The following is a 20,303-nucleotide window of genomic DNA, read 5'->3' on the forward strand; positions in this document are numbered from 1 at the left end:
TCACTATTCAGAAATAAAAATCAGTGTTTTGATATGGTTGATTTTCTCTAAATGTCATTGACTGGACAAACAGATTCGTTTACGATAAGAAACATTATATTGTTTACTTGGAGGAGGCAGTGTCGTTGGATAAGGAGCTTTTCAGACATCAAATTGAGGTAGCAGCAAAGAGAAAAAAAGCAGCCCTCGTGATTAAACATGCGAAAGTCATGGATGTGTTTAACCAGGAATGGATAGACGCAGATGTCGCTGTTGAAAATGGACAAATAGTCGGGATAGGGGAGTACGAGGGGGAACAGGAGCTTGATGCAGCAGGTCAAATGCTTGTGCCTGGTTTTATTGATGGCCACGTTCATATCGAGTCTTCTATGGTTACCCCTGCTGAATTCTCCAAAGCTGTCGTTCCGCGCGGTGTGACAACTGTCGTAACAGATCCGCATGAAATCGCCAATGTGTCAGGTATAACAGGCATCCAATTTATGCTGGAAGAAGCGAGAAAAGCTGCCTTACATATTTATTTCATGCTGCCATCCTGTGTACCGGCAGTCAGTTTTGAACGATCAGGTGCTACGTTAAAAGCGAAAGATTTAAAGCCTCTTTATCAAGAAAAGGAAGTGCTTGGTCTTGCTGAGGTGATGGACTATGTCGGTGTGGAGCAGGCAGAAGAAGATATGCTTCAAAAGCTGCTTGATGCCCAAAACGAGAATAAACTGATTGATGGCCATTTAGCAGGCTTAACAGATCGTTTAATCAACGTCTACCGGACGGCCAATATCCAAACAGACCATGAGGTGACAACTGCACAGGAAGCCCTTGAGCGTGTGAAAAGGGGCATGTATGTGATGCTGAGAGAAGGATCTGTTGCCAAAAACGTGAAAAATGTTTTACCCGCTGTCAATGAAAAGAATGCGAGACGCTTTTTCTTTTGCACAGATGATAAACATTTGGATGATTTAATGGCACAGGGAAGTATTGATGAGCAAGTACGGATGTCCATAAAAGAAGGCTTAGATCCATTTTTAGCCTATCAAATGGGAAGCTTAAATGCCGCAGAGTGTTTTGGTCTTAAAACAAAGGGAGCCATTGCACCAGGCTATGATGCTGATTTTATGCTTGTCTCGGACTTTCATCATGTAGACATTACAAGCGTATTTATCGCAGGTGAATTGGTTGCACAGAACGGAGAGTACAAGCCGAGTGTCGAAAAGATCGCACCAAGCCCAGCATTATTACAATCTGTTCATGCAGTAGATGTTCAAGAGGAAGACATTGCACTACCTATCACGGGCGATCAACATATGAATGTGATCCGTATTATTCCGAATCAGCTTGAAACAAAGTTAGAACAAGTCTCTCCTTCAGAAATGAACGGACAATTTACAAGTGATACAGGCAGAGATGTATTGAAAATGGTGCTTGTTGAACGTCATCAAGGTTTATCTGAAATAGGCGTAGGGATTGTCAGCGGCTTCGGCATCAAACAGGGCGCGATTGCAACAACGGTTGCACATGATTCCCATAACTTAATTGCAGTTGGCACAAATGATGCTGATATCATCAAAGCGATTGAGGCGTTAAAAGAAGCAGGCGGCGGTTTGACTGTTGTTAAAGAAGGGCGTTCTCTTCATACGCTGCCATTACCGATCTCTGGTTTATTGTCAGATCAGCCGGCACATCTCGTCAATGAAAGCCTTCATACACTTCATGAAGCGCTTAAAGAAACAGGTTTTACCTTAGACTTTAATCCGTTTTTGACGCTGTCCTTCTTGGCACTTCCAGTCATTCCTGATGTGAAAATGACGACAAAGGGCTTGTTTGATGTCAGAAACTTCCAGCACCTCCCAATTCAATCATAAAAAGTGAGAAACCGCATGTTATATATGCGGCTTTTTTCAATACTGATGAAAAAAAGAGACACAGCCAGTCGGCTCGTGTCTCTTTTTGTGATTACACTTCCATAATAATCGGTAAGATCATTGGGCGGCGTCTTGTTTTTTCGTAAAGGAAAGGAGCAAGTGTGTCCGTAATTTCGTTCTTAATTTCCGACCACTGAGTTGTCTTACGTTCCATTACTTTTTCAAGATGCTTTGAAATGAGATCTTGTGCGTCGTTGATGAGGTCTCCAGATTCTCTCATGTAGACAAAGCCTCTTGAGATGAGATCAGGACCAGCAGAGATTTTGAATTCTTTCATGTCCATGCTGACGACCACAATGACAAGACCTTCTTCAGAAAGAATGCGGCGGTCTCTTAAGACGATATTCCCGATATCGCCAATTCCGCTTCCGTCGATATACACGTTACCTGATGGAATTTTGCCAGCGACACTTGCTTCGTCACCTTTTAGTGCAAGTACTTCACCGTTATCCATGATAAAGCAGTTTTCCTCAGGAATTCCGCAATCATTCGCAAGTTTAATATGCGTTTTTTGCATGCGGTATTCACCGTGAATCGGCATAAAGAATTTTGGTTTAATTAAACGGAGCATCAGCTTTTGTTCTTCTTGTCCGCCATGACCAGATGTATGAATATTATTAAGTGAGCCATGAATAACCTCAGCGCCAGCACGGTACAGCTGGTTAATGGTGCGGCTTACGCTAATATTGTTACCTGGAATCGGTGAAGAAGAGAAGACAACAGTGTCTCCAGGATTAATCGAAATCTGGCGGTGAGTGCCGTTTGCAATACGAGAAAGAGCAGCCATCGGCTCACCTTGGCTCCCAGTACAAAGAATAGTCACTTTGTTTGCTGGTAGACGGTTGATTTCATTATGTTCAATGAACGTGTTTTTTGGACATTTAATGTAGCCAAGATCTTGTCCAATATCAATGGCAGACTCCATACTTCGTCCAAACACCGCAACTTTTCGGCCGTTGGCAACAGCGGACTCGATCACTTGCTGAAGTCTGTGAATGTTTGAAGCAAACGTAGCAAAGATAATACGTCCGTCGACTTTTCTAAAGATGTCATCAATGCTTTCGCCTACGCGTCTTTCAGACATCGTAAATTCTGGAATTTCACTGTTTGTACTATCGGATAAAAGACATAGAACGCCTTCTTTCCCGATTTCAGCCATTTTTGTTAAGTTGGCAGGTTCGCCAACAGGCGTAAAGTCAAACTTGAAATCACCTGTATGTACGATGTTACCAGGAGGTGTCTTCACGACAATTCCATAAGAATCTGGAATACTGTGTGTAGTTCTAAAGAAAGACACAGCTGTTTTTCTGAATTTAATGGTATCTTCTTCTTCATAAATGTGAAGTTTTGTTTGTCTCAAGAGACCGTGCTCTTCCAATTTATTACGAAGTAGGCCGATTGCGAGTTTGCCGCCGTAAACTGGAATATTCACTTGCTTGAGAAGGTAAGGGATACCGCCGATGTGGTCTTCATGTCCATGAGTGATGAAAAGACCTTTGATTTTATCTTCGTTTTTAACTAAGTACGTATAGTCAGGGATGACGTAGTCAATTCCAAGAAGCTCATCTTCAGGGAACTTAATACCAGCATCAATTAAAATGATTTCATCTTGAAATTGAACGCCATACGTGTTTTTACCGATCTCGCCTAAACCGCCGAGCGCAAAAACTGCCGCCTGATCGTTTTTTACAAATTTCATTCCTCTCATAGCTCCAATACTTTAAAATTTTCACTTTCTCGTTCATAGTCTAAAAAAGCACCGTCTACAGGCTGAATGAATTCAATGTTGTAGCTATGTTTTTTCAACTTATCACGTACGTCTCTTTCAGAAACTGCTTCAACGTATAGTGAATCTGTGTGTTCTCTTACAGGTACCTCAGTAGTACTTGCCTGAAAAAATACCTTATATATCATCCAAATCTCTCCTTAAATACCGTATGTTACACTCGCTATTTCTATTATATTAAAAAAACGCGCATAAGAAAAGTCTCTGAGAAAAAAGGACCTTCAGCAAATGTGCGGAAGATCCTTTTAAGCGATCGATTTTTTACGAAGCATGTCCTTCCATTGTCTTCTAATTTTCTTGCGCAGACGACGAAGCATCGCAGGTCGCCTCCTTTCGAATTGAAGTTAGATTAGACCTTGTATTCCGTTCTCTCTTTATACTTGTATTATATGACGTTTCCATTGAATGTTACATGGTTATATGTGGGAAATAGGCGTTTTCATAGGAAGTGGTTTCGAAAGCAGAAATCTTTCTGTATGATGAAAGGGAGTGGGTATACATAACAAGAGACAGGAGACGGGATATGAATAAAAAAGTCATCTTCTTTGATATCGACGGTACTTTATATGATCATGATAAAAAAATACCTGAATCAACGAAGCGAGCGGTTCGTTTATTAAAAGAAAAAGGCCATCATCTCTTCATTGCATCTGGGCGTTCGCCTTTTTTAATTAAGCCTATTTTAGAGGAATTGGGGCTTGACTCCTTTATAGCTTATAACGGTCAGTATGTCATGTATGAGGGAGAAGTCATTTACGGCAATCCGCTTAAACTGGAGCTAATGGAGCAAATTTATGAAACAGCGGATCATCATGATCATCCGCTTGTTTTCATGGGGGAAAAAACGATGAAGGCTTCTGTGCCAAATCATCCGTTTATCCATGAGGGGATTGGGACTTTAAAAACAGAGCATCCTGAACATGATTTATCTTACTTTAAAGAAAACGAGATTTTTCAAATGCTGTTATTCTGTAAGGCAGAAGAGGAAGTCCAATACGAGGCGTTCCGCGAAGAAATTGATCTTGTCAGATGGCACGAGCTGTCAACAGATGTCTTGCCAAAAGGCGGATCGAAGGCTGAAGGCATTAAACGAGTTATCGAAAGACTGCCTTACGAGCAAAAGGATACCGTTGCCTTTGGAGACGGTCTGAACGATCGAGAGATGATTTCGTTTGCTGGTACAGGCGTCGCCATGGGAAATGCTGTGAATGAACTAAAAGATTTGGCTGATTTTGTGACAAAGCCAGTAGATGAAGACGGCATATTCCATGCAGTGACTCATTTAGGCCTGATTGAAGAATAAAAAAAGAAGACCCTTAGGTTATTGGGTCTTCTTTTTATTTTATGATCTGCCGATCGCAACAGAGTTGTCAGGCTCAGCGAATGGCTGATCCTTTTGAATATGATCATAAAACATAATGCCGTTTAAATGGTCGATTTCATGCTGAAACACAATGGCCGGAAACCCTTTTAGGCGAATATCAATGTCTTCTCCTTCAAGCGTTGTACCCTTCACCCTGATCTTTTGATATCGAGGGACAAATCCAGGAATGGCTTCATCAACAGATAAGCAGCCTTCACCAGTCGTTAAATAAGCTCTTTTGACGGAATGACTGACAATGCGCGGGTTGAAAAGGGCATAGCTGTATTCCACTCCATCTTCATCCTCACAGTGAACAGCGATCATTCGTTTACTGACATTAATTTGCGGAGCCGCGAGTCCAACACCGGGTCTGAGTCCATACTTTTCAGCCATGTCAGCATCCTGACTATTTTTAACGAATTCAATCATGTCAGCTAAATGCTGTTTGTCCTCTTCTGTCGGCGGGAGCTCGACCGCTTCAGCTGTTTGTCTTAAGACGGGATGTCCGTCCCGTACGATATCTTCCATGGTAATCACAAATCTTCACTCCTATTTCCTTTGTATGTAAAGTATATAAAATGATACACAACATATGCAATGAAATAAAGAAGACCGGTCCTATGAGACCGGTCAGAGGCTTAAACAGCCATTAGCAGCAGCCGCCACCGCCGCCTAAGAATGCTGCGCCAACGATGATTAATAGGATGAAAAGGACAACGATTAAAGCGAATGTCCGTCCACCGCCGTATCCGTAGCCACCGCCATAACTTGGGTAACAACAGCCACCGCCATATCCACCACCGTATCCATACCCGTAACCGCCGTATCCACCATACATACTTCCATGACTATAATTAGACATACTTTTGACCTCCTTTGGAAATACACTCGGCCTCTCATAAGTGAAGGCGAAGCGTGTAATATAAACTATGTATGAATGCACTATTTGTATAGTCATGCGCCTATCACTTGAAAAAAATCTTCTTCGGCTCCTCAAAATGACCTCTTTCCTTGTCACAAACGCCTATAAAAATTATAGTGGTATGTGGAGATGTAAAGGGGGAACCTTGTGATGAGACAGATAAGAAGAAGCATGAAAGCAGGTGCTGCTTTAGCGGGGATATGTACCCTTTTGCTGGCGGGGTGCGGAGGTCAAAGTCCATTTCATGATATGCAAGATGCGATGACGAAAATGAGCGAAAAAGAGGCATCCTTTGAAAAAGAGCAAGGCGCACTGCAAAGCTATGAGAAAAAAGAGCAGCAGCTCTATAAAAAAATGATTCAAACCACAAAGGATCACACTAAAACAGTGAAAAGCCTTTCTGATCAGGCGTTAGCATCTGCTGCGAAACGAGAAGAACATTTGAAAACAGAAAAAGACAGCATGGATGAATCGAAAAAAGAATTGAAAACGGTCAAGGAATCTGCGGGACGTATACAAGATACGAATTTAAAAGAAGAAGCAGATGAAACGGTCAAATCGCTTGAGAAAAGATATGCGTCGTATGACCAGCTTTACAAGGAATATCAAAAGGCGTTGAAACAAGATCAGCATTTATATCAATCTTTAAAGAAAAAGGACTTAGGATATAAAGAGCTAAAATCCAAGCTGAAGACGGTGAACCGTTCTTATAGCAAAGTCAGAAAAGAAGGTAAAAAGTTCAATCAATATACAAAGCAATTGAATGAGCATAAACAGGCTTTGTCTAAAGTGGCAGATCAAGAGTCCAAAAAGAGCTGAAAAAACAGCTCTTTTTTTATTTTTCGACAAAAACAAACATTTTCTATTGTAGTACAGTAGTACACACTATACTAGTACAGTTCGATGTGTTTGTTAAACAGATTGATACAGCTCACCATAAAAAGTAAAGCGAATACATTTATTTAAATAAAGCCGTTAAATCAATTGACGGACTATTTTTCTTGTTGTAAACTAGTCCTTGTTAACAGAAGTTGTATTAGTTATTTGTGAACTATCGTTAATACAGTTAGAAGAACTCAAAAACGAGCGATCATCTTATGTTTCGACAACGATCCTAGTGGCTATTAAATACAGGAGTCATATGTGTATTTTGGGTTATCCTATATCTGTATGTATAAATGGATTCACGACAAATTGACTGTTAAAAGAAAGGAAGAGGTGACTTTAGAATGGCTGCAAAAACAAAAAAAGCAATTGTTGATAGCAAAAAGCAATTTGATGCCATCAAAAAGCAGTTTGAAACGTTTCAAATTTTAAACGAAAAAGGCGAAGTCGTAAACGAAGCGGCAATGCCAGATCTCTCAGATGACCAATTAAAAGAATTAATGCGCCGTATGGTGTTTACACGAGTATTAGATCAACGTTCAATTTCATTGAACCGTCAAGGACGTCTTGGCTTCTATGCGCCAACAGCTGGACAAGAGGCTTCTCAGCTTGCAACTCACTTTGCACTTGAGAAAGAAGATTTCATTCTTCCAGGATATCGTGATGTACCACAATTAATCTGGCATGGCCTTCCATTAACAAAAGCGTTCTTGTTCTCTCGTGGACACTTTGTTGGTAACCAAATGCCTGAAGATCTGAATGCACTTTCACCACAAATCATTATCGGTGCACAAATCATTCAAGCTGCTGGTGTAGCTCTTGGTTTGAAAAAGCGCGGTAAAAATGCTGTTGCAATCACTTACACTGGTGATGGCGGAGCTTCACAAGGTGATTTCTACGAAGGTATTAACTTTGCAGGGGCTTACAAAGCGCCAGCGATTTTTGTTGTCCAAAACAACAGATATGCGATCTCTACTCCTGTTGAGAAGCAATCTGCTGCGCAAACAATTGCACAAAAAGCGGCTGCAGCTGGTATCGTAGGCGTACAAGTTGACGGTATGGATGCATTAGCTGTATATGCAGCAACTGCTGAAGCTCGTGAGCGTGCTGTAAATGGCGAAGGTCCAACATTAATCGAAACTCTTACATTCCGTTACGGCCCACATACAATGGCTGGTGACGATCCAACAAGATATCGTACAAAAGAAGATGAAAACGAGTGGGAGCAAAAAGATCCATTGGTACGCTACCGCAAATTCTTGGAAAACAAAGGCCTATGGTCTGAAGAAGAAGAGAATAAAGTCATCGAAGATGCAAAAGAACAAATCAAACAAGCGATCAAAGAAGCTGACGAACAGCCTAAGCAAAAAGTCACTGACTTGATTGAAAATATGTACGATGTGAAACCATTCAACTTAGTTGAACAGCTTGAAATTTACAAACAGAAGGAGTCGAAGTAAGCCATGGCGCAAATGACAATGATTCAAGCGATCACTGATGCGTTACGCACAGAACTGAAAAATGACGAAAACGTTCTCGTTTTCGGAGAAGACGTTGGTAAAAACGGCGGCGTATTCCGTGCGACTGAAGGATTGCAAAAAGAGTTTGGTGAGGATCGTGTATTCGATACACCACTTGCTGAATCTGGTATTGGCGGTCTTGCAATTGGCCTTGGACTACAAGAATTCCGCCCAGTAATGGAAATTCAATTCTTCGGATTCGTTTACGAAGTATTAGATTCTGTTTCTGGACAAATGGCTCGTATGCGTTACCGTTCTGGCGGACGCTGGCATTCTCCAGTGACAATCCGTTCTCCATTCGGCGGGGGAGTTCACACACCTGAGCTTCACGCTGATAGCTTAGAAGGTCTTATCGCACAACAGCCTGGTATCAAGGTGGTCATTCCTTCAACACCTTACGATGCAAAAGGACTATTAATTTCTGCAATCCGCGACAATGATCCGGTTGTATTCCTTGAGCATATGAAACTTTATCGCTCTTTCCGTCAGGAAGTTCCTGAAGAAGAGTACACAATTGAAATCGGTAAAGCTGACGTGAAACGTGAAGGTTCTGACCTTTCAATCATCACTTACGGTGCAATGGTTCACGAATCACTTAAAGCTGCTGAAGAGCTTGAAAAAGAAGGCGTTTCTGCTGAAGTGATCGACCTTCGTACAGTAAGCCCGCTTGATATTGAAACAATCATCGCTTCTGTTGAAAAAACAGGTCGTGCGATCGTTGTTCAAGAAGCACAAAAACAAGCTGGTATTGCTGCAAACGTAGTAGCTGAAATCAATGACAGAGCAATCCTTAGCCTAGAAGCACCAGTACTTCGTGTAGCTGCACCTGATACTGTATTTGCTTTCTCTCAAGCTGAGACCGTATGGCTTCCAAACCATAAAGACGTGCTTGAAACAGCTAAGAAAGTTCTTGAATTTTAATTAAATGACTGAGGGGAAAAGAATTTATTTCTCTTCCCCTTTATCAATTACAAGACCGTGTAAACATACACAACAAGGATTCAACAAAATCTAGGAGGCGAAAAACAGTGGCATTTGAATTTAAACTTCCGGACATCGGAGAAGGTATCCACGAAGGTGAGATCGTTAAGTGGTTTGTAAAACCAAACGACGAAATTAATGAAGATGACGTTTTAGCAGAGGTACAAAACGATAAAGCAGTTGTAGAAATTCCTTCACCTGTTAAAGGAAAAGTATTAGAATTAAAAGTTGAAGAGGGAACAGTTGCAACTGTAGGACAAACAATCATTACGTTTGATGCACCTGGTTACGAAAATCTTCAATTTAAAGGCAGCGAAGAAGAAGGCGAAGCAAAAACTGAAGCTCAAGTACAAGGTACTGCTGAAGCTGGTAACGAGCCGGAGAAGAAAGAAGTGGCACAAGAAGAAGCGGCAGCAGCAACTGGTGCAGGCGCACAAGAGCAAGTAGATGCTGATCCAAACAAACGCGTTATCGCTATGCCATCTGTACGTAAATATGCTCGCGAAAAAGGCATTGAAATTTACAAAGTTGCAGGTTCTGGTAAAAACGGACGTGTGTTAAAAGAAGATATCGACAGCTTCGTTAATGGTGGTTCTGCAGCTCAAGAAGCAGCACCTCAAGCAGCTGAAAGTGCGAAAGAAGAAGCAGCTCCTAAAGCGGCAGCAGCTCCAGTTCTTGAAGGGGAATTCCCAGAAACTCGCGAGAAAATGAGCGGAATCCGCAAAGCAATCGCGAAAGCAATGGTAAACTCTAAGCATACAGCTCCTCACGTAACATTAATGGATGAAGTTGATGTAACGAACCTTGTTGCACATCGTAAACAATTCAAACAAGTTGCAGCTGATCAAGGAATCAAGTTAACTTACTTGCCTTACGTTGTAAAAGCTCTTACTTCTGCTTTGAAAAAGTACCCAGTACTTAACACTTCTATCGATGATAAAACAGATGAAGTTGTTCAAAAGCATTACTACAACATCGGAATTGCAGCTGATACTGAAAAAGGCCTGCTCGTTCCAGTTGTGAAAAATGCAGATCGCAAAGCTGTTTTTGAAGTGTCTAACGAAATCAACGAGCTTGCAACAAAAGCACGTGATGGTAAATTGGCTCCAGCTGAAATGAAAGGTGCATCTTGCACAATCACAAACATCGGTTCTGCTGGTGGACAATGGTTTACTCCAGTCATCAACCACCCAGAAGTAGCGATCCTTGGTATTGGCCGTATCGCTGAAAAAGCGGTTGTTCGTGATGGCGAAATCGTTGCAGCTCCAGTCTTAGCTCTTTCCCTAAGCTTTGACCACCGTATGATCGACGGAGCTACTGCGCAAAATGCCCTTAACCACATCAAGCGTTTATTGAATGATCCACAATTAATTTTAATGGAGGCGTAATGTCATGGTAGTAGGAGATTTCCCAATCGAAACAGATACTCTTGTCATCGGTGCAGGTCCTGGCGGATATGTAGCTGCTATTCGTGCTGCACAGCTTGGACAAAAAGTAACAATCGTTGAAAAAGGAACACTTGGCGGTGTATGTCTAAACGTTGGTTGTATTCCTTCAAAAGCATTAATCAATGCTGGCCATCGTTTCGAAAATGCTAAGCATTCTGAAGACATGGGTATCAAAGCTGAAAACGTAACAGTTGATTTCACAAAAGTTCAAGAGTGGAAAGCTTCTGTTGTAAACAAATTAACAGGTGGAGTTCAAGGTCTTCTTAAAGGAAATAAAGTAGACATCGTTAAAGGTGAAGCTTATTTCGTAGACAGCAACTCTGTACGTGTAATGGATGAAAATTCAGCACAGACGTACACTTTCAAAAATGCAATTCTTGCTACTGGATCTCGTCCAATTGAATTGCCTACTTTTAAATACACAGACCGCGTGATCAACTCAACTGGTGCTTTAGCGCTTAAAGAAGTACCTAAGAAGTTAGTTGTTATCGGTGGTGGATATATCGGTACTGAGCTTGGTACTGCTTATGCAAACTTTGGAACAGAAGTTGTCATCCTTGAAGGTGGAGACGAAATCCTTCCAGGTTTCGAAAAGCAAATGAGCTCATTGGTTAAACGTAACCTGAAGAAAAAAGGAAACGTTGAAATCCATACAAACGCTCTTGCAAAAGGCGTTGAAGAAAAATCTGATGGTGTCACTGTTACTTTCGAAGTAAAAGGTGAAGAAAAAACAGTTGATGCTGATTACGTACTTGTTACTGTTGGTCGTCGTCCAAACACAGATGAGCTTGGTCTTGAGCAAGTTGGTGTTGAATTGACTGACCGCGGAGTTGTCAAAACAGACAAACAATGCCGTACAAGCGTATCTAACATCTATGCAATTGGTGACATCGTTGATGGACCACCACTTGCACACAAAGCTTCTTACGAAGGTAAAATTGCAGCTGAAGCAATCGCTGGAGAGCCAGCTGAAATTGATTACCTTGGTATTCCTGCTGTTGTATTCTCTGAGCCAGAACTTGCAACTGTTGGATACACTGAAGCAGAAGCAAAAGAAGAAGGAATCGACATCGTTGCAGCGAAATTCCCATTCGCAGCAAACGGACGTGCACTTTCTCTTGACGCAACTGATGGCTTCATGAAAATGATCACTCGTAAAGAGGATGGTCTTGTGATTGGTGCACAAATCGCAGGTGTTGGCGCTTCTGATATGATTTCAGAGCTTAGCCTTGCAATCGAAGCTGGAGTGACTGCTGAAGATATCGCAATGACAATTCACGCTCACCCAACTTTAGGTGAAATTACAATGGAAACGGCTGAAGTAGCAATTGGAAGCCCAATCCATATCGTAAAATAATGAACCTATAAAAACCCTCTCCTAGTTGGAGAGGGTTTTTTTGAGCGCTGCATGAGAAAAACCCCTCATTTCATGAGGGGCTTTTTCATATGGATTATATAAGTGCAAGGTGAGACCATTAATTTGTATTCACGCGGTCTAAAGCGTGGCATAAAGGCGATAAAATATCCTCTTTGCTGCTGACATTTCCTTCAACCTTCACAATGACTTTTTCATTATTTACAAGTAAAATAGCCGGTAATTCGTCTACTTCATTTTTCCAGCCTTTACGATCTTCTTTCACAATCATCTTTGACATTTCCTTCGGGTATTCATTCTTTAAATCGAGGACTGCATCATAATAAGGACTTTCTTTATCAAGATTTTCTGCATCTGTAAAAAAGAGAATTCTTGGTTTTTGAATATGACTGACTTGGTCTGTCTGATTCGGTATGATATACGCAAATGAGCATGAACTAAGTACAAAGAGCATGGGGAATATAATGAGAAGTGTCCTCATAAAATTCAATCTATTCACCTCAAAATCCTTTGGGGTTGTCCCAACATTTTTAGGAGCTGGTTACCTGTTAGTCACTCTAGTGTATCATGTCCTTTTTGACAATTTTCGATTGTTACTCAATTGTTACAGAATTGATATGAAGCAAAATACAATTGAAACGTTCCCTCAATATGATGAGGAAATAGCACATATTCATAAAAAATAATTAAATGTGTCATACAATTAACCGTTGACAACTTAAATGTGACATCATATTATAGGAGTATGAAATAGATTAAACGCTTTCAAATATTGAATGAAGAAAAGGGGAATGTACGTGGGTACAATTATTTGTCAAGATTGCAATGAGACCATTGATCAATTTGAAAATGAAAAAGTGACAACACTATACGGAACGTGTGGTCACTGTCATTGCTGTGATGAAGCCTCTGAATAAATAAAAAAGCATGCAGCTCCATTTGGGGCTGCATGTTTCTTTTTTATAAAATTGGTTTCTGTTCTTTAATCACGCGGATCATCTCTAGCGTTGAATCTTCTGGTCCTTGGACAGGGAGACCAATTTCAATGTTTTTAAAGATATAGGAGATATTTTCTTCTGTGATAATCTCTCCTGGTATAAAAATAGGTATGCCTGGCGGGTACACCATAACAAACTCTGCGATGATGCGGCCTGTTGCTTCTTTAAACGGAACCACTTCTGTTGTGGCGTAAAAGGCATCACGCGGCGTCATGGCAAGCGATGGAATCTCAGGAAGCAGGACTTCAGTTACCGCTTGTGTGCCGCTCTCACTTGTAGAGGTTGCGGCAATGTCTTTCATAGCCATTATAAGCGTATCGATTGTTTCATCAGAATCACCAGGGGTCACAATACATAAAATGTTGTAAAGGTCAGAAAGCTCCACTTCAATCCGGTAGCTTTCTCTCAACCATTTTTCGACATCATGGCCATTTAGGCCAAGGTCTTTAATTGAAATAATTAATTTCGTTGGATCATAATCATACGTAGAAGCTGAACTGAGTATTTCCTTGCCAATACACGTAATGCCATCAATTTGATTCAAACGGTTTCTCGCTGATTCAGCTAAACGGATGGCTTCATCTGCTAGTGCCTTTCCTTCAGTGGCTAATCGCTTTCGAGCGACATCAAGTGACGCCAAGAGCAAATAAGAAGTAGACGTTGTTGTCAGCATGCTTAAAATCGATTGCACGCGATCTTTTGAGATAAGCCCTTCCTTCATATTTAAAATAGAGCTTTGGGTCAGGGAACCGCCGAGTTTGTGGACACTTGTTGCTGCCATGTCGGCACCTGCCTGCATGGCAGATAGCGGGAGCTTATCGTGAAAATGAATATGCACGCCGTGTGCTTCATCGACAAGGACAGGCACATGAAATGAATGGGCAATGTCTACAATCGATTTTAAGTCTGCTGAAACGCCAAAATACGTCGGATTAATCACAAGCAGACCTTTTGCATCTGGGTGCTCCGTGAGTGCCTTTTTCGCTGATTCTGGTGTAATGCCGTGAGAGATGCCAAGCTCTTTGTCTATTTCTGGGTGAATAAAAACAGGAACTGCGCCAGAAAATACAATCGCGGACATAATCGATTTATGGACGTTACGCGGAACGATGATTTTATCTCCAGGTCCGCATACGGTCATCACCATTGTCATGATGGCGCCGCTTGTTCCTTGGATACAGAAAAACGTATGGTCAGCACCGAAGGCTTCAGCAGCTAGATCTTGTGCTTCTTTTATCATTCCTCGAGGTGAGTGTAAATCATCAAGAGGTTCTATATTAATGAGATCAATGCTTAATGCATTGTCGCCAATGAATGCTCTAAATTCAGGGTCCATTCCGGCTCCTTTTTTATGGCCAGGAATGTGAAATTGAACTGGATTGGTTGCTGCGTGTTTTTTTAGTCCAGTGTATAAGGGTGTATCATGTTGTGACAATTGCTTTCCCACCTTCGTCGAAATACCTGCTATTATTGTGCCAATAACGACAGATTTCATTGCATAAAACAAAAGAATTATATTATGAACTGATCGGAATGTAAAGCATAAAATCAATCGGTTTCTGATCGAACAGATGCTATAATAAAAGTTCAAATAAGAAATGAGTGTTAAAGTGAGGGACAAGTAAATGGAATATCAATATCCAATGGACGTCGACTGGACGACAGAGGAAAAGATTGCGGTTATTTCGTTTTTTCAAGCTGTTGAAAAAGCCTATGAAAAAGGAATAGCGAAGCAGGAGTTATTAGATACTTATAAACGCTTTAAAGAGATTGTGCCATCAAAAGCAGAAGAAAAGACGCATTGTGCAGCGTTTGAAAAGGAAAGCGGGTATTCTCCTTATCGTACAGTGAAAACGGCAAGAGAAGCAGAAGAGTCCGCCATTATACGTATGTAAGAAAAAACGAGCCTTGGTGGGCTCGTTTTTTTATACAGATTGTTTTTGTGTAAAGCGGTATAGATAAGTCAACGTGCGGAAGGCATCTTCGATTTTTGATAAAAATTCTTCATTATTCATTTGAACGACTTCTTCTCTAGGCAGCTGAATGCCGCAAAGGAGCTCGGCTTTTTTCACCGTTTGCACACGTTCAAACAGCGTTTTTAGCTGTTCTGCATCGAGCTCGCTGTGACGCATGACATCTGGTTTCATATGATCTTTAGACCAAACAAAATCTTGCGGTATTTTCTTCTGAATGGTATCTAGTTCTTTTTCGAATAACTGACCATATTCGCCTTTCACAGGAGATTCATAAATGAGAGCAAACCATACAAAGACATGTGTTTTCCAAAGCCCAATTTGAAAATGAGGGAGTTTTTTATACCCACGCTTGCTGTTTGCAAAAGCAACCCACGTATCATTTGGCGGATTGACTGATCTTCTAGCATGCTTTGCGACGTGTACAAACATTTCGTCTCCTGTAATAGAAGAAAGAAGTGGTGCAAAGTGTTCTCCAAGTGCCTCAAGCTTTGGACGGACTCTTTCTTTTAATACGGTCATTCGTTCATCTAAACCGTCAACTGTAAATGTCTCAAAATCTTCATCTCTAAAACGCATTTCACTCATAGTATGCCTCCTGTATTCTTTCGCTGATCATATTTTATCATAGCTTGGGTTAAGCTCAAAAAAAGATGCACCGTCATGTCAAAGATTGTAGAGGAAGTAGGGCAGCGTTTAAAAACAACAATTTTGTGGTACATAACAAATAGGTAAAAACACAATTTTCAGAATGTCGTTGCGGTTATGCGATCGCTTCATACGATATAAGCAAGAACCAATTCTCTTATCGATTGAATTTTTTATCAATGAAAACTGACAAGGAATGAATCATTCTCTGGAAGGGGCGTTGACCAAATGAAGCAAATCGTGAAGCAGGGGTATAGACAGGAGAAGAAGAATCGCATCGCTGTGTGGAGATTAGAGGTGGACTATGAGCTTTCTACGCTTCATGAAGCCATCGAGCAAAAAGATGACATCCAAATCGAACGCAGCAAACGAAAGCTTGAGCGCCTAAGAAAAGAATGGGAGCAGCTTAAAGGGTAAAACAAGGTGAGGTAAAAACGAACCAATTCATCGGTTCGTTTTTGTATGAAGCTGCTTTTTTCTTGCTTTTACGCACATAATATCAGTATGCTATTACAAATAGGTATTACATAGAAAAGAGGTTTACAGTCTGATGACAAACTGGGTGGAAATTGACCGTCTTGCAAAGCTTTGGGTAAAAGAAGCAGGAAGCCGTATTAAAGCGTCCATGCAGGAAGGTCTATCAATTGAAACAAAATCAAATCCAAATGATCTTGTCACAAATATCGATAAAGAAACAGAACGTTTTTTCATTGAAAAGATACAATCGACATTTTCAGATCATCATATTTTAGGTGAAGAGGGACAAGGGGAAGAAGTGACCTCACTGGATGGAGTCGTGTGGATCATTGATCCAATCGATGGCACAATGAACTTTGTCCATCAAAAACGCAACTTTGCCATTTCAATCGGGATATTTGAAAATGGCATTGGGAAAATCGGTCTCATTTATGACGTCATTCATGACGAGCTTTACCATGCGATCAAAGGAGAAGGGGCTTATATGAATGATACCCTGCTTCCTCCATTAAAAGATGTAGCGATTGAAAAAGCCATTGTTGGCATTAACCCGACCTGGGCGATCGAAAGCCCTTATTTTGATGCTAAACCGTTCGCCCGCCTTGTGCGTGATGTGAGAGGGACGAGAACGATTGGATCAGCTGCACTTGAGCTCGCTTATATCGCAAGCGGCAGAAGTGACGCATACGTCACGTTAAGGCTTGCGCCGTGGGATTATGCAGCAGGCTGTGTGCTTTTGGATGAAGTAGGGGCAGTCTACTCAAATATACACGGAGAACGCCTAACGTTTCTAGACAAAAACAGTATCGTCGCCGGAAATCGATCCGTTTGTGAAAAAATCTTGCACGATTACATAAAAGGCAGTGAAAATAAAAAATAAACCAAATCACTTCATGAGAATGAAGTGATTTTTTGTATTTGATGAAACTTTTTGGAAAGAGAAATGTCTATACGAACGAGGCCTTAATTTGATGTAAAGGATTGTGTTTTAATGTTAGATTTGTTTAGTGATTTATCCCTCCATTTTGAAAGGTATTTTATTTTAAACGAGTACAGTATCCGCATCATTCAATGGTGTGTACTTGGACTATTTGTTCTTTTTATTACACTTCCTATATGGAAAGAAAAGAAAAGTGGTTATGTATTTTATGCTGGGCTTGTATTAAGAGTAGTCCTGCTTGGCGGAATGACACTTGAAATGAGCCACCAAGTCCTAGCTAGACAGTATACGATTGAAACATTTGAAGTGCTGACGGATTTCATGCAATTTCTCATCTATGGGTATGTCTTGCTTGCATCACTGTACTATGTTATTACTCTTCCTTATTTAAAAAATAAAGGTATGTTTTTTGCTTTTGATTTATCTGTATTACTTCTGCCTTTATGTCAAACAGTGTTTATTGTGTTTGCTGAAAGCAAAAAGTTCTTTCTTAGCGGTGATACGGGGCTAGTATGGAGAGATATGATCACCATTTTGGCTATGGCTTGCTTTGCCGCTTTACTGCTGCACCTTTTCTTTCGCTTGTTTTGGCACTGGAAGTGGAAGGAATTGCTTTTATTCTATGGTTTGATTTTTGCAGCCTTGCTTTATATATTTTATCCTTCTATTTCGAAGTATGAGCTTCAATCTACATTTAAATCGATTGTCATTTTAGTAGCAGCAGCAGGAAGCTTTATGACGATTTATTTGTTATCTGCTTTACTACGGGACAAGGTGAGATTAAGGAAGTGGGGCGCTGGTTGTATAGCTGTCTTTTTTCTGCTATTACTCAATCCGATTGTCAATATTCCTCATACCATGTTCCAATTCACCAAAACGGAACTGGTAGATACATTTTCAGAAGAATATCGCCCTTTATCAGCAGTAAGTGCAAAAGCATTCGCTTCAAAATTTGTCCCAGAGGATCAATCGCTGTATTTAAATGCTAGTCTTCAGCCTATCCCTTATCATTACGTGTTTGCAGATGATCAGTATGAAGTGAATATTTCTGCGTTTACAGGCGAATTAAGCGGTTATTCTTATCGAGGTCGTTTAGAGGGAAAGGAACTAACCGATAAAGAATATAGAAAAAAAACCATTGAATTTTTTGAAAGAAGCGGGCGGTCAATCGATCTACAGCGCATTCAATTAGCTGTAAAAAAAGAGGACGGAGAGACGGACGTTCTTCTTCTGCCAAAAATGTCTCAGAATGAAGAGGACAGTTTAGCGTTTGCCACCTGGAAAAAAGGGACGCTTCGACAAGCGCAATACGTAAACGCCATCTTTCAATTAAAGGATATAGACGGAATCCATTTAACAGAAATGGAGATAAAAAATAGGATCAACAGTATTTATAAACATTTAAACCTAAAGTCGCCAGCTTATCAAATCACAGGCATTGATGAATTTTATTTTGATTGGCAGCATGAAGTGAGGGTCACAACAAAAGATCAATCGGAGTTTCTGTTTAATGGCTCAACAAAAGATATCATCAGCTTCAAGTTGTCAAAAACGCTTCTTCAACAGAAAAAAGAGAACGTCAGCGATGAAGATTTGTTAAAGCTCATAGAGAAAAAGCCAGAAGACGTGAAGAAAAAGACAGGTACTAATGAAACCAAACAGTATACATTTAATCGATCCTCTCATCTACTGCGTGTGTTTAGAGATCATGATGGAATTGAACTGAGGCTGGAACCAGTGTCCTCTATACCGGATGTTGTATCGTATAAAGATCGTGATGAAGTCTATCAACAAGTATTAAAAAATGAGAAACCATCTATGATTTATAAAAAACAAATAAAACCAGTTAGAATGATCAACAAAGAAGGGGACATGGACAATTCATGGCTAGTCATTATTCAAACCTTTGGATCAAATGAGCGTAAAATTTATGAAGTAAATGGACGAACAAAAGAGGTGCACCGTTTTGACAGATAAAGAAAAACAAGCCATCTTTCAAGACTTATATGAACTGTATCAAGAAGGGGAGCTGGGTGACGAAGCATACAGCTGGATGAAGTCACATGAGCAGCAATTTCAGCATGTTGTCATAGGGAATAAACAAGGTTCAGCACTGATTGAAGATCAGAATGACTATAATGAGTTAAAACGCATGAAGGGGTTTATTTACTCGTTATACTTCTTTTTCATTGTCTTATCGATTTGGATGACTGTGTGGTTTTATTTCTAATGTCCAGAACAGCTGATCAAATTGAAAAAATCTATGAAGAATATTTTCAGGAAATCACCAAATATCTATATCGGCGGACAGGGAATATGGAAACGGCCAAGGATCTTGCGCAAGATGTATTTATGAAGGCTCTACATGGTTTATCATCTTTTAAAGGACATTCTAGTGTGAAAACATGGCTTTATACCATTGCTTATCATACATTTGTGAATGACTATCGCCGAAAAATCAAATGGACATTTACGAATGTAGAAGAGGTTGATTACTTAGAGCAGCAGTCCTTTTTGACACCAGAGGACCACATCGAAACACAAGCTGACATTCAAAGGCTGTGGCATCATATCAATCAGCTGAAGGATTCATACCGAGAGGTCCTTATTTTAAGAGATATTCAGGAATTGTCATATGAAGAAGTAGCTGAAATTTTGAATTGGACTTTATCTAAAGTCAAAACAACCCTTCATCGAGCGAGATTAGAGCTGAAGCGAATGCTACATTGTGAGGAGTTCAATACATGAGCTGTTATTTGATCGAAGAATTGTTACCCCTTTATATAGAGGGAGACACAAGTGCGGGTACCAATAAAATAATAGCCGAGCATCTACAAACCTGTGAGAGCTGCCGGCAACTTTATCAAGAGATGAGAGAACCAATCATTCTTATCCAGACACCTGATCTCATGCCATATATAGATGAAAAGGAAGAAAAAAGAAAGTTCGAGAAGCGCTATTATGGCAAGTTAATATACCGAGCAAGCATCGTGTTTGGTTTAGGGTATGTCATGATGATCATTCTTTATTGGCTGAAATAAAAAACCCCCATCTGGGCGATCCAGGTGGGG

General features: G+C 40.5%; 22 protein-coding genes. 15 read left to right on the forward strand and 7 right to left on the reverse strand.

The window, feature by feature from the left end; all coding sequences use genetic code 11:
• Nucleotides 1-125 precede the first annotated feature (125 nt).
• Complete coding sequence (gene ade, locus QRN39_RS05250; RefSeq protein WP_251191322.1) at nucleotides 126-1,856, forward strand: adenine deaminase; 1,731 nt, start codon at nucleotides 126-128, stop codon at nucleotides 1,854-1,856.
• Between the two features lie 91 nt (nucleotides 1,857-1,947).
• On the opposite strand, the gene rnjA is transcribed toward ade, so the two are convergent.
• On the reverse strand, nucleotides 1,948-3,615 hold the full coding sequence (gene rnjA / locus QRN39_RS05255) for a ribonuclease J1 (protein WP_003212511.1): 1,668 nt from the start codon (nucleotides 3,613-3,615) through the stop codon (nucleotides 1,948-1,950).
• A gap of 5 nt (nucleotides 3,616-3,620) precedes the next feature.
• Nucleotides 3,621-3,830: a DNA-dependent RNA polymerase subunit epsilon gene (locus tag QRN39_RS05260; RefSeq protein ID WP_003211882.1), complete on the reverse strand. Its 210-nt coding sequence runs from the start codon at nucleotides 3,828-3,830 to the stop codon at nucleotides 3,621-3,623.
• Between the two features lie 395 nt (nucleotides 3,831-4,225).
• Between QRN39_RS05260 and QRN39_RS05265 the strand changes: the two genes are divergently transcribed.
• The gene (locus QRN39_RS05265; RefSeq protein ID WP_003211252.1) at nucleotides 4,226-5,005 is read left to right on the forward strand and encodes a Cof-type HAD-IIB family hydrolase; all 780 of its coding nucleotides are present in this window, start codon (nucleotides 4,226-4,228) and stop codon (nucleotides 5,003-5,005) included.
• Nucleotides 5,006-5,044: 39 nt separating this feature from the next.
• Here QRN39_RS05265 and def read toward each other — a convergent pair whose 3' ends face one another.
• Complete coding sequence (gene def / locus QRN39_RS05270; RefSeq protein WP_137054685.1) at nucleotides 5,045-5,602, reverse strand: peptide deformylase; 558 nt, start codon at nucleotides 5,600-5,602, stop codon at nucleotides 5,045-5,047.
• Nucleotides 5,603-5,714: 112 nt separating this feature from the next.
• A complete protein-coding gene (locus QRN39_RS05275) occupies nucleotides 5,715-5,903 on the reverse strand; it encodes a YjcZ family sporulation protein (RefSeq protein ID WP_041816227.1) in 189 nt (62 codons plus the stop codon).
• A gap of 234 nt (nucleotides 5,904-6,137) precedes the next feature.
• Here QRN39_RS05275 and QRN39_RS05280 point away from each other — a divergent pair, with 234 nt between their 5' ends.
• The 5 genes from QRN39_RS05280 (at nucleotide 6,138) to lpdA (ending at nucleotide 12,178) form a co-directional block, all read left to right on the forward strand.
• A complete protein-coding gene (locus QRN39_RS05280) occupies nucleotides 6,138-6,806 on the forward strand; it encodes a YkyA family protein (protein ID WP_268458729.1) in 669 nt (222 codons plus the stop codon).
• A 410-nt stretch (nucleotides 6,807-7,216) separates the two neighbouring features.
• Entirely contained in the window at nucleotides 7,217-8,332 is a 1,116-nt protein-coding gene (pdhA, locus tag QRN39_RS05285) for a pyruvate dehydrogenase (acetyl-transferring) E1 component subunit alpha (protein WP_003211678.1), read from the forward strand.
• Nucleotides 8,333-8,335: 3 nt separating this feature from the next.
• Nucleotides 8,336-9,313 carry a pyruvate dehydrogenase complex E1 component subunit beta gene (gene pdhB / locus QRN39_RS05290; RefSeq protein ID WP_003211433.1) on the forward strand — a complete coding sequence of 326 codons (978 nt, stop codon included), beginning with the start codon at nucleotides 8,336-8,338 and terminating at the stop codon, nucleotides 9,311-9,313.
• A 107-nt stretch (nucleotides 9,314-9,420) separates the two neighbouring features.
• Nucleotides 9,421-10,761: a dihydrolipoamide acetyltransferase family protein gene (locus QRN39_RS05295; protein WP_284906360.1), complete on the forward strand. Its 1,341-nt coding sequence runs from the start codon at nucleotides 9,421-9,423 to the stop codon at nucleotides 10,759-10,761.
• A 4-nt stretch (nucleotides 10,762-10,765) separates the two neighbouring features.
• Complete coding sequence (gene lpdA / locus QRN39_RS05300; protein WP_003211097.1) at nucleotides 10,766-12,178, forward strand: dihydrolipoyl dehydrogenase; 1,413 nt, start codon at nucleotides 10,766-10,768, stop codon at nucleotides 12,176-12,178.
• 118 nt (nucleotides 12,179-12,296) lie between these two features.
• On the opposite strand, the gene QRN39_RS05305 is transcribed toward lpdA, so the two are convergent.
• A complete protein-coding gene (locus QRN39_RS05305) occupies nucleotides 12,297-12,677 on the reverse strand; it encodes a hypothetical protein (RefSeq protein WP_223250645.1) in 381 nt (126 codons plus the stop codon).
• Between the two features lie 316 nt (nucleotides 12,678-12,993).
• On the opposite strand from QRN39_RS05305, the gene QRN39_RS05310 reads away from it, so the two are divergent.
• Nucleotides 12,994-13,113 (forward strand): GapA-binding peptide SR1P, encoded by a 120-nt coding sequence (locus QRN39_RS05310; protein ID WP_003212464.1) that lies wholly within the window; start codon nucleotides 12,994-12,996, stop codon nucleotides 13,111-13,113.
• Nucleotides 13,114-13,156: 43 nt separating this feature from the next.
• On the opposite strand, the gene QRN39_RS05315 is transcribed toward QRN39_RS05310, so the two are convergent.
• Nucleotides 13,157-14,629, reverse strand: coding sequence for an aminotransferase class I/II-fold pyridoxal phosphate-dependent enzyme (locus QRN39_RS05315; protein WP_106032469.1), 1,473 nt, complete (start codon nucleotides 14,627-14,629; stop codon nucleotides 13,157-13,159).
• Nucleotides 14,630-14,819: 190 nt separating this feature from the next.
• Between QRN39_RS05315 and QRN39_RS05320 the strand changes: the two genes are divergently transcribed.
• On the forward strand, nucleotides 14,820-15,089 hold the full coding sequence (locus QRN39_RS05320) for a UPF0223 family protein (protein WP_050945118.1): 270 nt from the start codon (nucleotides 14,820-14,822) through the stop codon (nucleotides 15,087-15,089).
• 30 nt (nucleotides 15,090-15,119) lie between these two features.
• Here the strand turns inward: QRN39_RS05320 and QRN39_RS05325 are convergent, their stop codons facing one another.
• Entirely contained in the window at nucleotides 15,120-15,755 is a 636-nt protein-coding gene (locus QRN39_RS05325) for a DUF1054 domain-containing protein (protein ID WP_050945117.1), read from the reverse strand.
• Nucleotides 15,756-16,043: 288 nt separating this feature from the next.
• Here QRN39_RS05325 and QRN39_RS05330 point away from each other — a divergent pair, with 288 nt between their 5' ends.
• The 6 genes from QRN39_RS05330 to QRN39_RS05355 all read left to right on the forward strand — a co-directional run bounded on the left by QRN39_RS05330 (nucleotide 16,044) and on the right by QRN39_RS05355 (nucleotide 20,273).
• Nucleotides 16,044-16,232, forward strand: coding sequence for a hypothetical protein (locus tag QRN39_RS05330; protein ID WP_003211901.1), 189 nt, complete (start codon nucleotides 16,044-16,046; stop codon nucleotides 16,230-16,232).
• Between the two features lie 133 nt (nucleotides 16,233-16,365).
• A complete protein-coding gene (locus tag QRN39_RS05335) occupies nucleotides 16,366-17,172 on the forward strand; it encodes an inositol monophosphatase family protein (RefSeq protein ID WP_137054683.1) in 807 nt (268 codons plus the stop codon).
• A 111-nt stretch (nucleotides 17,173-17,283) separates the two neighbouring features.
• Nucleotides 17,284-19,209, forward strand: coding sequence for a hypothetical protein (locus QRN39_RS05340; protein ID WP_137054682.1), 1,926 nt, complete (start codon nucleotides 17,284-17,286; stop codon nucleotides 19,207-19,209).
• Nucleotides 19,199-19,462, forward strand: coding sequence for a hypothetical protein (locus QRN39_RS05345; RefSeq protein WP_126741232.1), 264 nt, complete (start codon nucleotides 19,199-19,201; stop codon nucleotides 19,460-19,462). The genes QRN39_RS05340 and QRN39_RS05345 overlap by 11 nt, the downstream gene beginning before the upstream one ends.
• A complete protein-coding gene (locus tag QRN39_RS05350; RefSeq protein WP_205688519.1) occupies nucleotides 19,462-19,980 on the forward strand; it encodes a sigma-70 family RNA polymerase sigma factor in 519 nt (172 codons plus the stop codon). The genes QRN39_RS05345 and QRN39_RS05350 overlap by 1 nt, the downstream gene beginning before the upstream one ends.
• Complete coding sequence (locus QRN39_RS05355) at nucleotides 19,977-20,273, forward strand: anti-sigma factor family protein (protein ID WP_137054679.1); 297 nt, start codon at nucleotides 19,977-19,979, stop codon at nucleotides 20,271-20,273. The genes QRN39_RS05350 and QRN39_RS05355 overlap by 4 nt, the downstream gene beginning before the upstream one ends.
• Nucleotides 20,274-20,303: the final 30 nt, after the last annotated feature.

It is taken from the genome of Bacillus sp. lyk4-R2A-2, assembly GCF_030209735.1.
Lineage (GTDB): Bacteria > Bacillota > Bacilli > Bacillales > Bacillaceae > Bacillus > Bacillus pumilus.